The sequence below is a fragment of the Modestobacter excelsi genome (assembly GCF_005930495.1).
Taxonomy (GTDB): Bacteria; Actinomycetota; Actinomycetes; order Mycobacteriales; family Geodermatophilaceae; genus Modestobacter; species Modestobacter excelsi.
This window is the reverse complement of the sequence record NZ_SJEX01000028.1, coordinates 36,915-51,496: the sequence shown is the minus strand read 5'-3', so window position 1 is coordinate 51,496 and position 14,582 is coordinate 36,915. Positions and strand designations below refer to the sequence as shown.

16 protein-coding genes are annotated in these 14,582 nt (G+C 74.4%); 10 read left to right on the top strand and 6 right to left on the bottom strand.

The window, feature by feature from the left end; translation table 11 throughout:
- Positions 1–175 precede the first annotated feature (175 nt).
- On the top strand, positions 176–898 hold the full coding sequence (locus tag FHL80_RS25480) for a DUF6264 family protein (protein WP_216870632.1): 723 nt from the start codon (positions 176–178) through the stop codon (positions 896–898).
- A gap of 6 nt (positions 899–904) precedes the next feature.
- On the opposite strand, the gene FHL80_RS11560 is transcribed toward FHL80_RS25480, so the two are convergent.
- The gene (locus FHL80_RS11560) at positions 905–1,393 is read right to left on the bottom strand and encodes a hypothetical protein (protein ID WP_138733560.1); all 489 of its coding nucleotides are present in this window, start codon (positions 1,391–1,393) and stop codon (positions 905–907) included.
- Positions 1,394–1,537: 144 nt separating this feature from the next.
- Between FHL80_RS11560 and FHL80_RS11555 the strand changes: the two genes are divergently transcribed.
- Positions 1,538–2,218, top strand: coding sequence for a fasciclin domain-containing protein (locus FHL80_RS11555; RefSeq protein WP_138733559.1), 681 nt, complete (start codon positions 1,538–1,540; stop codon positions 2,216–2,218).
- Between the two features lie 46 nt (positions 2,219–2,264).
- Positions 2,265–2,867 (top strand): orotate phosphoribosyltransferase, encoded by a 603-nt coding sequence (pyrE, locus tag FHL80_RS11550; protein ID WP_138733558.1) that lies wholly within the window; start codon positions 2,265–2,267, stop codon positions 2,865–2,867.
- Between the two features lie 39 nt (positions 2,868–2,906).
- Here pyrE and FHL80_RS11545 read toward each other — a convergent pair whose 3' ends face one another.
- On the bottom strand, positions 2,907–3,554 hold the full coding sequence (locus tag FHL80_RS11545; protein WP_138733557.1) for a DedA family protein: 648 nt from the start codon (positions 3,552–3,554) through the stop codon (positions 2,907–2,909).
- 83 nt (positions 3,555–3,637) lie between these two features.
- Here FHL80_RS11545 and FHL80_RS11540 point away from each other — a divergent pair, with 83 nt between their 5' ends.
- The 5 genes from FHL80_RS11540 (at position 3,638) to FHL80_RS25475 (ending at position 8,189) form a co-directional block, all read left to right on the top strand.
- Entirely contained in the window at positions 3,638–5,074 is a 1,437-nt protein-coding gene (locus tag FHL80_RS11540) for an FAD-binding oxidoreductase (protein WP_246078622.1), read from the top strand.
- A 29-nt stretch (positions 5,075–5,103) separates the two neighbouring features.
- Positions 5,104–6,462 carry an FAD-dependent oxidoreductase gene (locus FHL80_RS11535; RefSeq protein WP_138733555.1) on the top strand — a complete coding sequence of 453 codons (1,359 nt, stop codon included), beginning with the start codon at positions 5,104–5,106 and terminating at the stop codon, positions 6,460–6,462.
- Positions 6,463–6,503: 41 nt separating this feature from the next.
- Positions 6,504–7,538, top strand: a complete 1,035-nt coding sequence (gene fbaA, locus FHL80_RS11530; RefSeq protein ID WP_138733554.1) for a class II fructose-bisphosphate aldolase — start codon at positions 6,504–6,506, stop codon at positions 7,536–7,538.
- Between the two features lies 1 nt (position 7,539).
- Positions 7,540–7,941, top strand: coding sequence for a DUF3151 domain-containing protein (locus FHL80_RS11525; protein ID WP_138733553.1), 402 nt, complete (start codon positions 7,540–7,542; stop codon positions 7,939–7,941).
- 101 nt (positions 7,942–8,042) lie between these two features.
- Positions 8,043–8,189 carry a GPGG-motif small membrane protein gene (locus FHL80_RS25475; protein ID WP_216870631.1) on the top strand — a complete coding sequence of 49 codons (147 nt, stop codon included), beginning with the start codon at positions 8,043–8,045 and terminating at the stop codon, positions 8,187–8,189.
- 23 nt (positions 8,190–8,212) lie between these two features.
- On the opposite strand, the gene FHL80_RS11520 is transcribed toward FHL80_RS25475, so the two are convergent.
- The 3 genes from FHL80_RS11520 to FHL80_RS11510 all read right to left on the bottom strand — a co-directional run bounded on the left by FHL80_RS11520 (position 8,213) and on the right by FHL80_RS11510 (position 10,895).
- The gene (locus FHL80_RS11520) at positions 8,213–9,049 is read right to left on the bottom strand and encodes an ATP-binding cassette domain-containing protein (protein WP_246078621.1); all 837 of its coding nucleotides are present in this window, start codon (positions 9,047–9,049) and stop codon (positions 8,213–8,215) included.
- A complete protein-coding gene (locus FHL80_RS11515) occupies positions 9,046–10,119 on the bottom strand; it encodes an ABC transporter permease (protein ID WP_138733552.1) in 1,074 nt (357 codons plus the stop codon). The genes FHL80_RS11520 and FHL80_RS11515 overlap by 4 nt, the downstream gene beginning before the upstream one ends.
- Before the next feature lie 158 nt (positions 10,120–10,277).
- Entirely contained in the window at positions 10,278–10,895 is a 618-nt protein-coding gene (locus tag FHL80_RS11510) for a hypothetical protein (protein ID WP_138733551.1), read from the bottom strand.
- A 64-nt stretch (positions 10,896–10,959) separates the two neighbouring features.
- On the opposite strand from FHL80_RS11510, the gene FHL80_RS11505 reads away from it, so the two are divergent.
- On the top strand, positions 10,960–12,249 hold the full coding sequence (locus FHL80_RS11505; RefSeq protein WP_138733550.1) for an adenylosuccinate synthase: 1,290 nt from the start codon (positions 10,960–10,962) through the stop codon (positions 12,247–12,249).
- Between the two features lie 143 nt (positions 12,250–12,392).
- Here FHL80_RS11505 and FHL80_RS11500 read toward each other — a convergent pair whose 3' ends face one another.
- Positions 12,393–13,439 (bottom strand): glycerophosphodiester phosphodiesterase family protein, encoded by a 1,047-nt coding sequence (locus FHL80_RS11500; protein WP_138733549.1) that lies wholly within the window; start codon positions 13,437–13,439, stop codon positions 12,393–12,395.
- Between the two features lie 104 nt (positions 13,440–13,543).
- Between FHL80_RS11500 and rsgA the strand changes: the two genes are divergently transcribed.
- Positions 13,544–14,575, top strand: coding sequence for a ribosome small subunit-dependent GTPase A (rsgA, locus tag FHL80_RS11495; protein WP_246078620.1), 1,032 nt, complete (start codon positions 13,544–13,546; stop codon positions 14,573–14,575).
- Positions 14,576–14,582: the final 7 nt, after the last annotated feature.

Genomic DNA, 14,582 nt, shown 5'->3' with positions numbered 1-14,582 from the left:
CTACGTCAGCTACGCGCCGCTATACCACGTGACAGTGCGCGAGCCCTGGTTCCGCGGCCGGTCTCGGCTCGGCCGGGCGACACGTCCTGACCACGACGGGTGATGGGGGTGCCCTGGCGGCACGGATGCTCGATGATCATGGGCGACCGTGTGCCGAGGTGATCCGAGGAGCGTCATGACGTCAGGACCGCAGGACCCGCAGCCGGGCGGCCACGGGCAGGAACCGCCCTCGGGGCAGCCTCCCTACGGGCAGCAGCCTCCCTACGGGCAGCCGCAGTACGGGCAGCCGCAGTACGGCCAGCCGCAGCCGGGTCAGCCGCCGCAGTCCGGCCAGCCCCAGTACGGCCAGCCGCAGTACGGGCAGCCCCAGTACGGCCAGCCCCAGTACGGCCAGCAGCCGGGCTACGCCTACCCGGCTGCCCCGCAGGGCGGGGAGTGGGGCGGGCCGCCGAGCGCGCCGACCGAACGGCCGTCCACGGTCCGGCTGGGCATCTTCGCCTTCCTGGCCAACACGCTGCTCGGGCTCCTGGGCTCGATCGTCACCTTCGCCGACTTCAACTCCCTGGTCGACGACGCGGCGCGGCAGGCCGGGGTCAGCCCGGACAGCGTCCGCGCCGGCGTGATGGTCGGCGCCATCATCGGCCTGGTCTTCCTGGCGGCCTACCTGCTGGTGCTCTGGTACGCGTGGCAGGGGCGCAACTGGGCTCGGATCGTGCTGTGGGTGCTCGGTGGCCTCAGCGTGCTGTCCGGGTTCGTCGGGCTCGGCAACGGCAACGGGTTCCTCGTGCTGATCGGCGTCCTGCAGCTGCTGCTCTGCATCGCCGGGATCGTGCTGCTGGCGCTCAAGCCGTCCAACGAGTGGTACCGGGCCGAGGGGCAGCGCCGGAAGCGGTTCTGACCCCGGTCAGCGCGCGGTGCGGCTGCGTGGGCCCGAGCGGGTCCACGCAGCCGTCGGCCGGGTGAGCAGGCTCGCAGCCGCCGCGATGCACAGCACCAGGACCAGCTGGGAGGTCACCGCCAGGCCGCCGGCGAGCACGATGCCGACCAGCGTGACCAGCCCGAGGGCGGCGCTCGCGGCCAGGCCGGTCCACCGGGCCCAGCTCCGGCCGCGGGCCAGGAAGACCGCTGCCACGGCCATCGCCAGCCCGAAGACCACCGACTGGGCGAGGTTGGCCCGCACCACCTGCTCGGCGTCGGACCGCGACGAGCCGGACCGACCGTCGGCGAGGGCGTCCACCACGGCGTCCCACGCCGACGCGGTGACCACCGCACTGAGCAGGAGCAGGACCGCCAGCCCGGCGAGCACGCCGACCGCCACCCGCACCGGCACCGGCATCGCCGGACCCGCAGGGGCGGGATCGCTCGGGGACCGGGGCGACAGGCGGGCGCTCACCGGGCCAGGGTGGCACGCCGGGCGACGCCCGTCGCGGATCCTCACGGTCGGCGGGGCAGCGGGATGCGATGCTGCACGGCCAACGGCACCGATCGCCGGTGCGCACGGTGCCGCCAGCGGCCCCCGGAGCAGGAGGAGACCCCCGTGAAGGCCGCCCGGCTGTCCCGCGCCACCACCCGCGTCGCCGTCGGCGTGGCCGTCCCCGTCCTGCTGGCGGGGCTGACCGCCTGCAGCTCCGGGGAGGGCGCCGACACCGTCAGCGCGAGCAGCGGCACCGCGTCGAGCTCCTCAGCCGCCGTGGACCCCACGTCGGCGGCACCGGTCGCCCAGGGGCCGATCGGGGCCGGCTGCGACGTGTTCCCCGCCGCGGGGCCCGGCAGCGCGGCCGCGATCGCCACCGCGCCGGTGGGGATCGCGGTCAGCACGGTGCCGCAGCTGAGCACGCTGACCCAGGCGATCATCGCGGCCAACCTCGTCGACGTGGTCAACACCCGCGAGGACGTGACGGTGCTGGCGCCCTCCGACGCCGCCTTCGCCGCACTGGGCCCCGACGCGGTCCCCGGGCTGCTCACCGACGTCCCGCGCCTGACGACGCTGCTCACCCACCACGTGGTCCCCGGCCGGCTGACGCCGGACCAGCTCGTCGGCGAGCACACCACGCTGAACGGGGACTCGGTCACCGTCGCCGGCCCGGCCGGCAGCCCGACGATCACCGCGGACCAGACGGTCCCCGCCGCCGTGCCCGCCGCCGTCGTCTGCGGCGACCTGCCGACGGCGAACGCCACCCTCTACGTCATCGACCAGGTGCTCGCCCCGGCCGGCTGACCTGCCCGGCGGTGCCCGGCAGGCCCTGCTCTGTAGGGTCCTGCCCATGGACAAGGACCCCGTTCCCCCCCACCCCTCGTCCCTCGAGGCGGGCCCCTGGAACGGGGCCGCACACCCTGACCGCGACCGGCTGCGCGAGCTGATCGTGTCCCTCGCCGTGGTGCACGGGAGGGTGACGCTGTCGTCGGGCCGGGAGGCCGACTGGTACATCGACATGCGCCGGCTGACGCTGCACCACGAGGGTGCTCCGCTGGTGGGCCGGGTGATGAGGCAGCTCACCGGCGACCTGCGCTACGACGTCGTCGGTGGTCTCACCCTCGGCGCGGACCCGGTCGCCACCGCGATGCTGCACGCCGCGTCCGACGGGGCGGGCTTCCTGGACGCCTGCGTGGTGCGCAAGGAGGGCAAGGCCCACGGGCTGCAGCGCCGGATCGAGGGCCCGGACGTGGACGGCCGGGCGGTGCTCGTCGTGGAGGACGTGTCGACCACCGGCGGCAGCCCGCTGGCCGCGGCCGAGGCGCTGCAGGAGGCCGGTGCGGAGGTGGTCGCGGTCGCCGTCATCGTCGACCGCGGCGGCCGGGCCGCGGTCGAGGCCGCCGGCTTCGAGTACCGGGCGGCGTTCGACCTCGCGGACCTCGACCTCGCGTAGCCGCAACGCCGACCCGGCGCGGGGCAGCAGGGCCCTTCCTCAGGCGGCGGTGGTGCCCTTGCGGTTGGTGCGGCGGGCGCGGAGCAGTTCGATCGCCACCGGGATCAGCGAGATCACCACGATCAGGATCGCGAACTTCTCGATGTTGTGCCGGATGACGTCGACCTGGCCGAGCCAGTGGCCCAGCGCCGTGACGCCGCCGGCCCAGACGATGCCGCCGATCACCGAGTAGATCGCGTAGACCCGGAAGTCCATCCGCGAGGCGCCGGCCATGACCGTGGCGAAGGTCCGCACGATCGGCACGAAACGGGCCAGCAGGATCGTCCGGGCGCCGTACTTCTCGAAGAAGCCGTGCGCCTGTTCGACGTACTCCGCCTTGAACAGGCGCGAGTTGGGCCGGTTGAAGACCGCCGGCCCCGCCCGGTGGCCGATCCAGTAGCCGACCAGGTTGCCGGCGATCGCGACGAGCGGCAGCAGGACCAGCAGCACCCACAGCGGCGCCAGGGTCACCCCGGCCAGCCCGCCCGCCGAGACCAGCCCGGCGGTGAAGAGCAGCGAGTCACCGGGCAGGAAGAACCCGACCAGCAGCCCGGTCTCCGCGAAGATGATGAGCAGCAGGCCGATCAACCCGAAGGTGTTCAGCAGGTGCTGGGTGTCCAGGAAGGCCGGAGCCGCTTCGATCGCCATCGGGGGGAACGGTACGTGCCCCGGCTGCCCTCGCGCTGTCCGCGGTGGCGTGCGAGTGACGCGCGGGACGTACCGTGACGGGGGTGACCGCTCTCACGACGACGTGGGTCCGCGAGCTCCAGGACGCCCTGGGCCCGGACAGTGTGCTCACCGATCCCGACGTCACCGTCGCCTACGCGCGGGACCAGGCGATGCTGGTCGAGGCCGGGCTGCCCGCCGCGGTCGCGTTGCCGCGCAGCACCGAGGAGGTGTCCGCGGTGCTGCGGCTCGCCTCCCGGCACGGGGTGCCGGTGGTGCCCCGCGGCGCCGGTTCCGGCCTGGTCGGCGCGGCCAACGCCATCGACGGCGGGATCACCCTGGTGCTCACCCGGATGGACGCCGTCCTGGAGGTCTCCGCCGCCGACCGGCTCGCCGTCGTCCAGCCCGGGGTGGTGAACAAGACGCTGCGCGACGCCGTCCGGGAGCACGGGCTGTTCTACCCACCGGACCCGGCCAGCTACGACTGGTGCACCCTCGGCGGCAACCTGGCCATGAACTCCGGTGGGCTGTGCTGCGTCAAGTACGGCGTCACGACCGACTACGTGCTCGGCCTGGAGGTCGTGCTCGCCGACGGCCGGGTGCTGCGCACGGGCCGGCGCACGGTCAAGGGCGTGGCGGGCTACGACCTGGCCCGGCTGTTCGTCGGCTCCGAGGGCACCCTGGGCGTGATCACCGAGGCGACCCTGGCGCTGCGGCCGGCGCCGCAGCCGCCGGTGACCCTGGTCGCCAGCTTCGGCACCAGCGCGCAGACCGGCCAGGTCGTGGAGCAGGTGGTCACCAGCGGGCTGGTGCCCAGCATGCTCGAGGTGATGGACCGCACGTGCATCCGCGCCGTCGACGACCTGATGAAGGCCGACCTGGACCGGGACGCCGCCGCGCTGCTGCTCGCGCAGTCCGACAGCGGGGGCTCGGTCGCCGCCGCGGAGATCGCCGCGCTGACCCGGCTGTGCGAGGCCGCCGGCGCGGACTTCGTGCACTCCACCGACGACCCCGCCGAGGGCGACCTGCTGATGACCGCCCGGCGGATGGCGCTGCCGGCGCTGGAGCGGCTGGGCAGCAGCCTGCTGCTCGACGACGTCGCCGTCCCCCGTTCCCGGGTGGCCACCTTCATCGACGGCTGCGAGGCCGTCGCCGCCACCGCCGGCCTGGTGGTCGGCGTCGTCGGGCACGCCGGCGACGGCAACATGCACCCCACGGTGGTCTTCGACGGAGGCGATCCCGACCAGACCACCCGCGCCTACGCCGCGTTCGACGCCATCCTCGAGCTGGGGTTGTCCCTCGGCGGCACCATCACCGGCGAGCACGGGGTCGGCGCGCTCAAGGCCGACTGGCTGGAGCGCGAGATCGGCCCGGTGTCGCTGTCGGTGCACCAGGCCGTCAAGCAGGCGCTGGACCCGGCGGGGATCCTCAACCCGGGCAAGATGTTCCGCTCGGTCTCCGTCGCCGACGTCGCCGCGGTCGGGCGGCTGACCGGGGCCTGACCGGGCCGGCAGGTGACAGGCTGCCCCGCATGAGCGGACGGCGAGAGCGGCTGGTGGTCATCGGCGGGGACGCCGCGGGGTTGTCGGCCGCGGCGCAGGCCCGGCGGCTGCGACCGGCCGCCGAGCTCGAGGTCGTCGTGCTGGAGCAGGGCCCGGACGCCTCCTACTCCGCCTGCGGCATCCCCTACTGGATCGGTGACCTGGTGCCCGACCGCGACGCGCTGATCGCCCGGTCACCGGCCCAGTTCGCCACCCAGGACATCGAGGTGCGCACCGGCACGCGGGTCGCGGACATCGACCTCGACGCCGGCACGGTCGGCACCGACGCCGGCGGGCGGCTCGGCTACGACCACCTGGTGGTCGCCACCGGCGGGCGCCCGCTGCGGCCGCCGGTCCCCGGGCTGGACGCCGAGGGCGTGTTCGGGGTGCACCGGCTGGCCGACGGTGCCGACATCCGGGCCGCGCTGGCCGCCGGTGCCCGCCGCGCCGTCGTCCTCGGTGGGGGCTACATCGGGCTGGAGATGGCCGAGGTGCTGCTGCACCGCGGGCTGTCGGTGACCGTCGTGCTCGCCGACCCGCTGCCGATGGCCCAGCTCGACCCGGACATGGGCGAGCGGGTGTGCAAGGCGATGGGCGACCTGGGCATCGACGTGCAGAACGACCAGCCGGTGCGCGAGATCGAGGTGGACGCCGGCGGCGTGGCCCGCGCCGTCCGCACCGACGCCGGCAGCTACCCCGCCGACCTGGTGGTCCTGGGGCTCGGGATGGGCCCGGAGGTGGAGCTGGCCCGCGCCGCGGGGCTGCAGCTGGGGACCACCGGCGCGATCGACGTCGACCGGACCCAGCGCAGCCGCTCCCACCCGGAGGTCCTCGCCGCGGGCGACTGCTCCCAGACGTTCTCCCGGCTCACCGGCGAGCCCGTGCACATCGCCCTCGGCACCCACGCGAACAAGCAGGGCCGGGTGGCCGGCTCCGTCATCGGCGGCCGGGCGGCCCGGTTCGCCGGCGTCCTGGGCACCGCCGTGACCAGGGTCGGTGACCTGGAGATCGGGTTGACCGGGCTGAACAGCGCCGACGCGGCGCGGGCCGGCTACGACGTCCGGGCCGAGACCATCGAGGCGACGACGAGGGCCGGGTACTTCCCGGGGGCCGACCCGATCACCGTGAAGGTGCTGTCCGAGCGGGGGTCGGGGCTGCTGATCGGCGCGCAGGTCGTCGGTGGGCCGGGCAGCGGCAAACGGGTCGACGTCCTGGCGACGGCGATCTGGGCGGGGCTGACCGCCGAGGAGCTGGCCGGCAGCGACCTGTCCTACGCCCCGCCGTTCTCCCCGACGTACGACCCGGTGCTCGTCGCCGCCCGCGTGGTGAGCCGCACCGAACAGGGCTGAGGGGCGTCACCGCCGCGGACGCACTCCACTAGTGTCACGGCATGCCGATCGCGACTCCCGAGGTCTACGCCGACATGATCAACCGGGCGAAGGAGGGCGGCTTCGCCTACCCGGCGATCAACTGCACCTCGTCCGAGACGATCAACGCCGCCCTGCGCGGCTTCGCCGACGCCGGTAGTGACGGCATCATCCAGTTCTCCACCGGCGGCGCGGAGTTCGGCTCCGGCACCCGGGTCAAGGACATGGTCACCGGCGCCGTGGCGCTCGCCGAGTTCGCCCACGTGGTCGCCGAGCGCTACCCCGTCCAGGTCGCGCTGCACACCGACCACTGCCCCAAGGACAAGCTCGACAGCTACGTGCGCCCGCTGATCGCCATCTCCCAGGACCGCGTGGACGCCGGCCAGGAGCCGCTGTTCCAGTCGCACATGTGGGACGGCTCGGCGATCGAGCTGACCGAGAACCTGGAGATCGCCCAGGAGCTCATCGGGAAGTGCGCCGCGGCGAAGATCGTGCTCGAGCTGGAGATCGGCGTCGTCGGCGGCGAGGAGGACGGCGTCGCCCACGAGATCAACGAGAAGCTCTACACCGCGGACGGCGACTTCGTGCGCACCGCGGAGGCGCTCGGGCTCGGTGAGAAGGGCGTCTACCTGCTGGCGGCGACCTTCGGCAACGTGCACGGCGTCTACAAGCCCGGCAACGTGAAGCTGCGCCCCGACGTGCTGCAGCGCGGGCAGTCCGTCGTCGCCGAGCAGTTCAGCCTGGGCGCGGACGCCAAGCCGTTCAACCTGGTGTTCCACGGCGGGTCGGGGTCCGAGCTCTCCGACATCCGCGAGGCCATCTCCTACGGCGTGGTGAAGATGAACGTCGACACCGACACCCAGTACGCGCTGACCCGGTCCATCGCCGGCCACATGTTCAGCAACTACGACGGTGTGCTGAAGATCGACGGCGAGGTCGGCGTCAAGAAGCAGTACGACCCGCGCACGTACATGAAGGAGGCCGAGGCGAGCATGGCCGACCGGGTCGTCCGGGCCTGCGAGGACCTGCTGTCCGCCGGCCAGTCGCAGGCGGGCTGACATGACGCACCCGCACAACCTCCTCGGCGAGCCCCCGGCCACCCTGCTCCCGGTCGACCCCGGCACCGCCGCGCTGGCGTCCGGCACCGACCCGGCCGAGGTGGCCGCCGCGCACCCGACGTCGAGTGCCGCCTGGGCGGCGCTGGCCGAGGGCGCGCTCGGCGCCGACCGCACCATCGAGGCCTACGCCTACGCCCGCACCGGCTACCACCGCGGGCTGGACGCGCTGCGGCGCAACGGCTGGAAGGGCCACGGCCCGGTGCCGTGGTCGCACGAGCCCAACCGCGGCTTCCTGCGCTGCGTCACCGTGCTCGCGCAGGCCGCGGAGCGGATCGGCGAGGTCGACGAGCACGACCGGTGCACCCAGCTGCTGCGCGACTGCGACCCCTCGCTCGCCGCCTAGCCGGGTTACGGACGAGGGTGTCCCATTCCCGGGGGCCGTCCGCCGCTACCGTCCCCCTCCGGTCGACGCCATCCCGGCGTCACCACGGGGAAGGCGGGGTCATGGTCACGCTGCTGTGGATCCTGGCTGTCGTGCTGGTGGTCGCGGGCATCTTCGCGATCCTCCGCAGGCAGCTGCTGTGGGGCATCGTGCTGATCATCGTCGGGCTGTTGGTCGGGCCCGGCGGGGTGAGCTTCTTCAACGTCTGAACGACGGCCCACCCCGTACGCGCTCAGCGGTCGGGGTGGGCCGCCCGCAGCTGCTCGCCGAGCCGGGTCAGCTCGTCGCCGCCGGCGACCAGCCGGGTCAGGTCGTCGACGTCGACGTCCTCGCGGGTGAGGTCACCGGCGACCCGGCCGCCACCCAGCAGCAGGAACCGGTCGCCCACCAGGTGGGCGTGCTGCGGGCTGTGCGTCACGAACAGCACGGCCAGCCCGGAGTCGCGGGCGGCGACCACCGACTGCAGCACGAGCGCCCGCTGCGCGACGGTCATCGGCGCCGTCGGCTCGTCGACGACCAGCACCCGCGCGCCGAAGTGCAGGGCCCGCGCGATCGCCAGGCACTGCCGCTCACCGGCCTGCAGCGCGCTGGCCGGCTGGGCGGGGTCCAGCCCGGTGACGCCGACCCGGGCCATCGCCCGCGCGGCGACCTCCTCCGCCCGGCCGACGTCCAGCCGGCGGAAGGGCCACGTGCCCCGGGTCGGCTCGGCGCCCAGGAAGAAGTTGCGCCAGACCGACATCAGCGGGGCGATCGCGAGGTCCTGCCAGACGGTGGCGATCCCGCGGCTGCGCGCCTGCTGGGGCGACCGGAAGCGCACCGGCTGCCCGTCCAGGCACAGCTCGCCCTCCGCGGGCCGCAGCAGCCCGGAGACGAGGGCGACCAGGGAGGACTTGCCCGAGCCGTTCTCACCCAGCACGCAGGTGACCTCACCGGCGCGCAGGGCCAGGGACACCCGGGACAGCGCGGGGACGCTGCCGAAGCGGACCGTGACCGCGCGCAGCTCCAGCACCGGCGGGGTACGGCCCTCCGCCGTCCCACCGGCCCCGTCGAGGCCCCTCACGGTGCTCACGACCGGGGCACCGCCCGCAGCCGGCGCCGGACGACGCCGTTGGCCAGCAGGGCGACCAGCAGCATCAGGCCGAGGAACGCCTGGAACCAGCGCGGGTCCCAGCCGACCAGCGAGATCCCCTCCCGGGCGATCGCGTAGACCAGCGCGCCGAGCGAGGCGCCGACCGTCGAGCCGTACCCGCCGGTCAGCAGGCAGCCGCCGATGACCGCGACGACGATGAACTCGATCTCCGCGCCGAGCGCCGGGTCGACCTGCACGCCACCCAGCCGGACCAGGCCCAGCGTGCCGATCAGCCAGCCGGCGGCCGCGGTGCCCAGGAACAGCAGCACGGTGGTGCGCCGGACCGGGACGCCGAGCTCGCGGGCCGCCCGCGGCGCGCCGCCGGTGCCGAAGACGGCGTTGCCGAACCGGGTGCGCCAGAGCAGCCAGGTGGTCAGCGCCGTGGCCACCAGCCACCACAGCAGCGAGATGCGGAACCGCCCGTCGCCCAGCTGCGTGGTCGACCCGAACACCGCGACCGCGGACTCCCAGCCGGGCGCACCGGCCAGGCCGGAGACCCGGGAGGAGCCGGCGATCGCCGCCGAGAGCGCCAGGGAGCCGCCCTGCAGCACCAGGAAGGTGGCCAGCGTGACCAGGAAGCTGGGCAGCCCGGTGGTCACCACCAGCAGGCCGTTGACGGCGCCGACCAGCAGCGCCACGACGAGCGACAGCAGCAGGGCCGGCCAGGTGCCGAGCCCCGCCTCGGTGACCAGCAGCGCGGTGGCCAGGCTGGTGGTCACCGCGACCACCCCGATCGACAGGTCGAACTGGCCGGCGACCAGCAGCAGCGCCACGGCCACGCCGCCGATGCCCAGCGGCGCGGCGATGTCCAGGATCGTGGCCACGCCGCCCGCGCTGAGCAGCTCGGGTGCCTGCAGGGCGAAGAACAGGCCCACGGACAGGACGCCGAGCAGGGCACCGATGCTCGGCCGGGCCAGCAGGCGGTCGAACAGCCGGCGTCCGGCCGACCGGGGCACGACGTGGGCCGCGGGCGCGAAGGGCGCCAGCCGCTCCGGGCTCACCGGCGGCATCCCCGGCAGCGGGCGGACGGGCGACGGGACGACGACAGCGAGGCCTCCTCGGGCGCGGGGGTGCCCCCAGTGTCCACGCGCTGGTGACGTGCTGGAGCGGCCCCCTTCCAGGGGCCCGGCCCGAGCTCGCGAGGGCTGGGGAGGAAGGGGGTCCTTCTTCAGGGGCGCAGCCGCCAGCGGACCCGGTCGTCGGCGTACCAGGTCCACTTGGTGACCTCGCGGTCGAACGGGACGCCGTCCCGGAGCACCCGCACGGGCTCGGAGGCGATCTGCAGGGCGCGCGCGGTGGTGCGCCGCACCGGGCGCAGGGGCAGCGTCACGACCGCGACCGAGATCCGGTCGACCGCCGTCCAGTCCGGACGCACGTCGATCCGGGTGACGGGCCCGTCGGCCACCAGGGCCGCGTCGGCGTAGGCCTGTGCGCCAAAGCGGCGGCTGAGCACCGCGCGCTGCTCCCCGAGGGCGGTCACCCGGCCCGCCGCCAGCAGCACCCCGCCGTGGTCGTCCCGGACCAGGGGGAGCTCCCGCTCCGCCCCGCTGCCCAGGTCCAGGGCGCGGGCCAGCCCACGCGAGGCGGCGTCGTCCGCCGGCTCCCAGCCGACCGGGACCGCGGGCAGCCGCTCGGTGCGCCAGAGCCGGTTGAGCACGGCGGCCAGCGCCTGCACGGGCCCCTGGACGACGACCTCGTCGACCCCGTCGACCACCGAGGCGACGTGCCGCTTCGACGGCCCCTGGCCCGGTGCCAGGCCGCGCAGGTCGAACTGTCGTGCCGGCATGCCGATACCCTGCCATCTGGCCCGCCGGGAACGACCGGTGTCGAGGGACGAGGAGATCGCAGCGATGCCGGCAGTCGTGCTGATCGGTGCCCAGTGGGGCGACGAGGGCAAGGGCAAGGCGACCGACCTGCTGGGCGGCCGCGTGCCCTACGTGGTGCGCTACCAGGGCGGCAACAACGCCGGCCACACGGTGATCACCCCGGACGGCGAGCGGTACGCGCTGCACCTGATCCCCTCGGGGATCCTGACGCCGGGCTGCACGCCGGTCATCGGCAACGGCGTGGTCATCGACCCCGAGGTGCTGATCGGCGAGCTGGCCGGCCTCGAGGAGCGCGGCGTGGACACCTCGCGCCTGGTCATCTCCGCCGACGCGCACCTGATCATGCCGCACCACCGTGCCCTGGACCGGGTCACCGAGCGCTTCCTCGGCCAGCGGAAGATCGGCACGACCGGGCGCGGCATCGGCCCCGCCTACGGCGACAAGGTGGCCCGCAACGGCATCCGGGTCGCCGACCTGCTCGACCTCTCCATCCTCCGGCAGAAGCTCGAGGGCACGCTGATGGAGAAGAACCAGGTCCTGGTCAAGGTCTACAACCGCAAGGCGATCGACGTCGACGAGGTGGTCGAGGAGTACGCGGCCTACGCCGAGGCGCTCAAGCCGCGGATCGTCGACACCCGGCTGATGCTGGGCAAGGCGCTGGACGCGGGGGAGTGGGTGCTCCTCGAGGGCTCCCAGGGCACGCTGCTGGACGTCGACCACGGCACCTATCCGTTCGTGACGTCGTCCAACCCGACCGCCGGTGGCGCGGCCGTGGGCGCCGGCGTCGGCCCGACCCGCATCGAGCGGGTGGTGGGCATCCTCAAGGCCTACACGACCCGCGTCGGCTCCGGGCCCTTCCCGACCGAGCTCCACGACAGCTCCGGTGAGTACCTCCGCAAGCACGGCGGTGAGGTCGGTGTGACCACCGGCCGGGACCGGCGCTGCGGCTGGTTCGACGCGGTCGTCGCCCGCTACGCCAGCCGGGTCAACGGCATCACCGACTACTTCCTGACCAAGCTCGACGTCCTCTCCGGCCTGGAGACGGTGCCGATCTGCGTGGCCTACGACGTCGACGGCGTCCGGCACGACGAGATGCCGATGACCCAGACCGAGTTCCACCACGCCACACCGGTCTACGAGGAGATGCCCGGCTGGTTCGAGGACATCACGGCCTGCCGCCGCTTCGAGGACCTCCCGGCCAACGCGCAGGCCTACGTCCGGCGGCTCGAGGAGCTCTCCGGCGCCCGGGTCAGCGTGATCGGCGTCGGCCCCGGCCGCGACGAGAACGTCGTCCTGCACGACCTCATCGACTGAGGGCACGCCGCGGACTTCGATCAGGTGACCTGATCAAAGGGCGTCCTCCCGCACCAACGCTGCTGCGGGAGGACGGACACTGATCAGGTCACCTGATCAGTGTCAGGGCGCCGTTGGCAGCGCGCCGGAGCCAGGTGCCGCCCTCAGACCCGGGGGCGGATGGGGGCCATCGCCTCGGCGGTGAGCTCCGCGCGAGCGCGGTGCGCGGTCTCCGGGGCGTCGGTGATCACGCCGTCCACGCCGAGGGCCAGCAGCAGCCGGGCCTCGGTCTGGGCGTCGCCGAGGCCGCTCGGGTCGCTCCCGCGGCGCAGGTGGCTGGGCAGGAAGAGGTTCTCCGGACGCAGTGTCCACGGCTCGACGGTCAGCCCGGCCCGGTGCGCCTGGGTGATCAGGTCGGAGACGCCGACGAGCGTGCCGTCGGCGCCGTGGAGCAGGATCCGGCCCTTGTGCGGGGCGATCCCGTCGGCGTAGGTGGAGATCTCGCGCAGTCCGGCGGGGGTGGTCAGCGCGTCCTGGACGCCCTCCTCCTCGATCAGCTGCACCAGCCGGGTGCCGCGCGAGCCGACGTCGCTGCGCAGCTCGCGCAGGGCCTGCGGCTCGCACGCCATGACCACCACCGGCCCGTCCGCGTGCCGGGCGTCCAGCCGCGCCAGCTCTGCGGCCAGCAGCTCGGTCATGGGCAGGCCCTGCGCGGCGAACCACGCCGGGTACTTCAGCTCGGCCTGCAGCCGGACCGGTCGCCCGGGGGTGGACCGGCTCTGCACCAGCGCGACGACCTCAGCGAGGGTGAGCACGCCGTCCCGGCCGTCGTAGGCGGTGTTCAGCGGCCGCACACCGGGCATCCGCTCGACCGCGCCCAGGGTGCGCAGCTCGGCGAGGGTGAAGTCCTCGGAGAACCAGCCGGTGAGCTCCTCGCCGTCCACCTCCTGGGTGCGCCGGCGGGCGGCGAACTCCGGGTGCGCCGCGACGTCGGTGGAGCGGGAGAGCTCGCTCTCGTGACGGGCGACGAGGACGCCGTCCCGGGTCACCACCACGTCGGCCTCGATGAGGTCGGCCCCCAGGTCGATGGCCAGCTCGTAGCTGGCGCGGGTGTGCTCGGGTCGGTAGCTCGGTGCCCCCCGGTGGCCGATGACGAGCGGAGTGCGCTCACGGCGTGGCGCGTCGACGGCCTTCAGGCCGGTCTCGTGCATGCCTCCAGGGAAGCCCAACTCCATGTCCTCGGGGAGAACACGCGCCGACGCGCAGTGGACAATTGAGAGGACGAGCCCCTCACCTGCGGTCCACCATCACGAGTGTGACGGATCTCGCACCTCTCGGCTGGGCCGCCGACCGCGCGTCGGACGTGCCCGACGGCACGCGCGTCGCCCGGGTCGTCCGGGTCGACCGCGGCCTGCTCACCGTGCTGACCGCCACCGGCGAGGAACGGGTCCACCCCGGCGGCGGCCTGCACGACGGGTCCGGACCGGCGGTCGGTGACTGGGTGGCGCTGCGCGGCGAGCTCGCGGTCCGCGTGCTGCCCCGCCGGACGGCGTTCGTCCGCACTGCCGCGGGCCGCGGGTCGGCGCCGCAGGTGGTCGCGGCCAACGTCGACGTCGTCCTGGTGGTCGACGCCCTGGTCGGGGCCGCCCGGCTGCGCCGCATCGAGCGGTACCTCGCCGTGGCCTGGGCCAGCGGGGCGACACCGGTCGTCGTCCTCACCAAGGCCGACCTGTGCCCGGACGTCCCGGCAGCGCTGGCCGCCGTCGCCGAGGACGCCGTCGGGGTCGACGTCCTGGCCGTCAGCGCCGTCACCGGTGCGGGGCTCGCGGAGCTGCGTGGCCGGGTGCGCCCCGGGTGCACCGCGGCGATGGTCGGGCCCTCGGGGGTGGGCAAGTCGAGCCTGGCCAACGCGCTGGCCGGCCGGCCGGTGGCGGCGGTCGCCGGGATCCGGGAGGACGGCCGCGGCCGGCACACGACCACCGCCCGGGAGCTGCACCAGCTGCCCGGCGGCGGCCTGCTCATCGACACCCCGGGCATGCGCGAGCTGGCCCTGCCCGGCGCCGACGGGCTGGACACCACCTACGCCGACGTGGCCGACTGGGCCGGGGAGTGCCGGTTCCGCGACTGCGCGCACCGCACCGAGCCCGGCTGCGCGGTCTCCGCCGCGATCGACCGCGGCGAGCTGGACCCGGCGCGGTTCACCGCCTGGCGGAAGCTGCAGGCCGAGGCGCGCCGGCAGGAGCTGCGTTCCTCCGCCCGCGCGCGGGCGGAGGAACACGCCCGGGTGCGTGCGTTCAGCCGTGAGCTGCGGGCACACCCGGGCAGGCCCAGCCGCCGGGATCGGTAGTTTCCCT

Excerpts from the sequence above, each read along its gene's own strand:
- FHL80_RS25480 (WP_216870632.1), top strand. The coding sequence starts at position 176 with ATGACGTCAGGACCGCAGGACCCGCAGCCGGGCGGCCACGGGCAGGAA.
- pyrE (WP_138733558.1), top strand. The coding sequence starts at position 2,265 with ATGGACAAGGACCCCGTTCCCCCCCACCCCTCGTCCCTCGAGGCGGGC.
- FHL80_RS11545 (WP_138733557.1), bottom strand. The coding sequence starts at position 3,554 with ATGGCGATCGAAGCGGCTCCGGCCTTCCTGGACACCCAGCACCTGCTG.
- FHL80_RS11535 (WP_138733555.1), top strand. The coding sequence starts at position 5,104 with ATGAGCGGACGGCGAGAGCGGCTGGTGGTCATCGGCGGGGACGCCGCG.
- fbaA (WP_138733554.1), top strand. The coding sequence starts at position 6,504 with ATGCCGATCGCGACTCCCGAGGTCTACGCCGACATGATCAACCGGGCG.
- FHL80_RS11525 (WP_138733553.1), top strand. The coding sequence starts at position 7,540 with ATGACGCACCCGCACAACCTCCTCGGCGAGCCCCCGGCCACCCTGCTC.
- FHL80_RS25475 (WP_216870631.1), top strand. The coding sequence starts at position 8,043 with ATGGTCACGCTGCTGTGGATCCTGGCTGTCGTGCTGGTGGTCGCGGGC.
- FHL80_RS11515 (WP_138733552.1), bottom strand. The coding sequence starts at position 10,119 with ATGCCGCCGGTGAGCCCGGAGCGGCTGGCGCCCTTCGCGCCCGCGGCC.
- FHL80_RS11510 (WP_138733551.1), bottom strand. The coding sequence starts at position 10,895 with ATGCCGGCACGACAGTTCGACCTGCGCGGCCTGGCACCGGGCCAGGGG.
- FHL80_RS11505 (WP_138733550.1), top strand. The coding sequence starts at position 10,960 with ATGCCGGCAGTCGTGCTGATCGGTGCCCAGTGGGGCGACGAGGGCAAG.
- FHL80_RS11500 (WP_138733549.1), bottom strand. The coding sequence starts at position 13,439 with ATGCACGAGACCGGCCTGAAGGCCGTCGACGCGCCACGCCGTGAGCGC.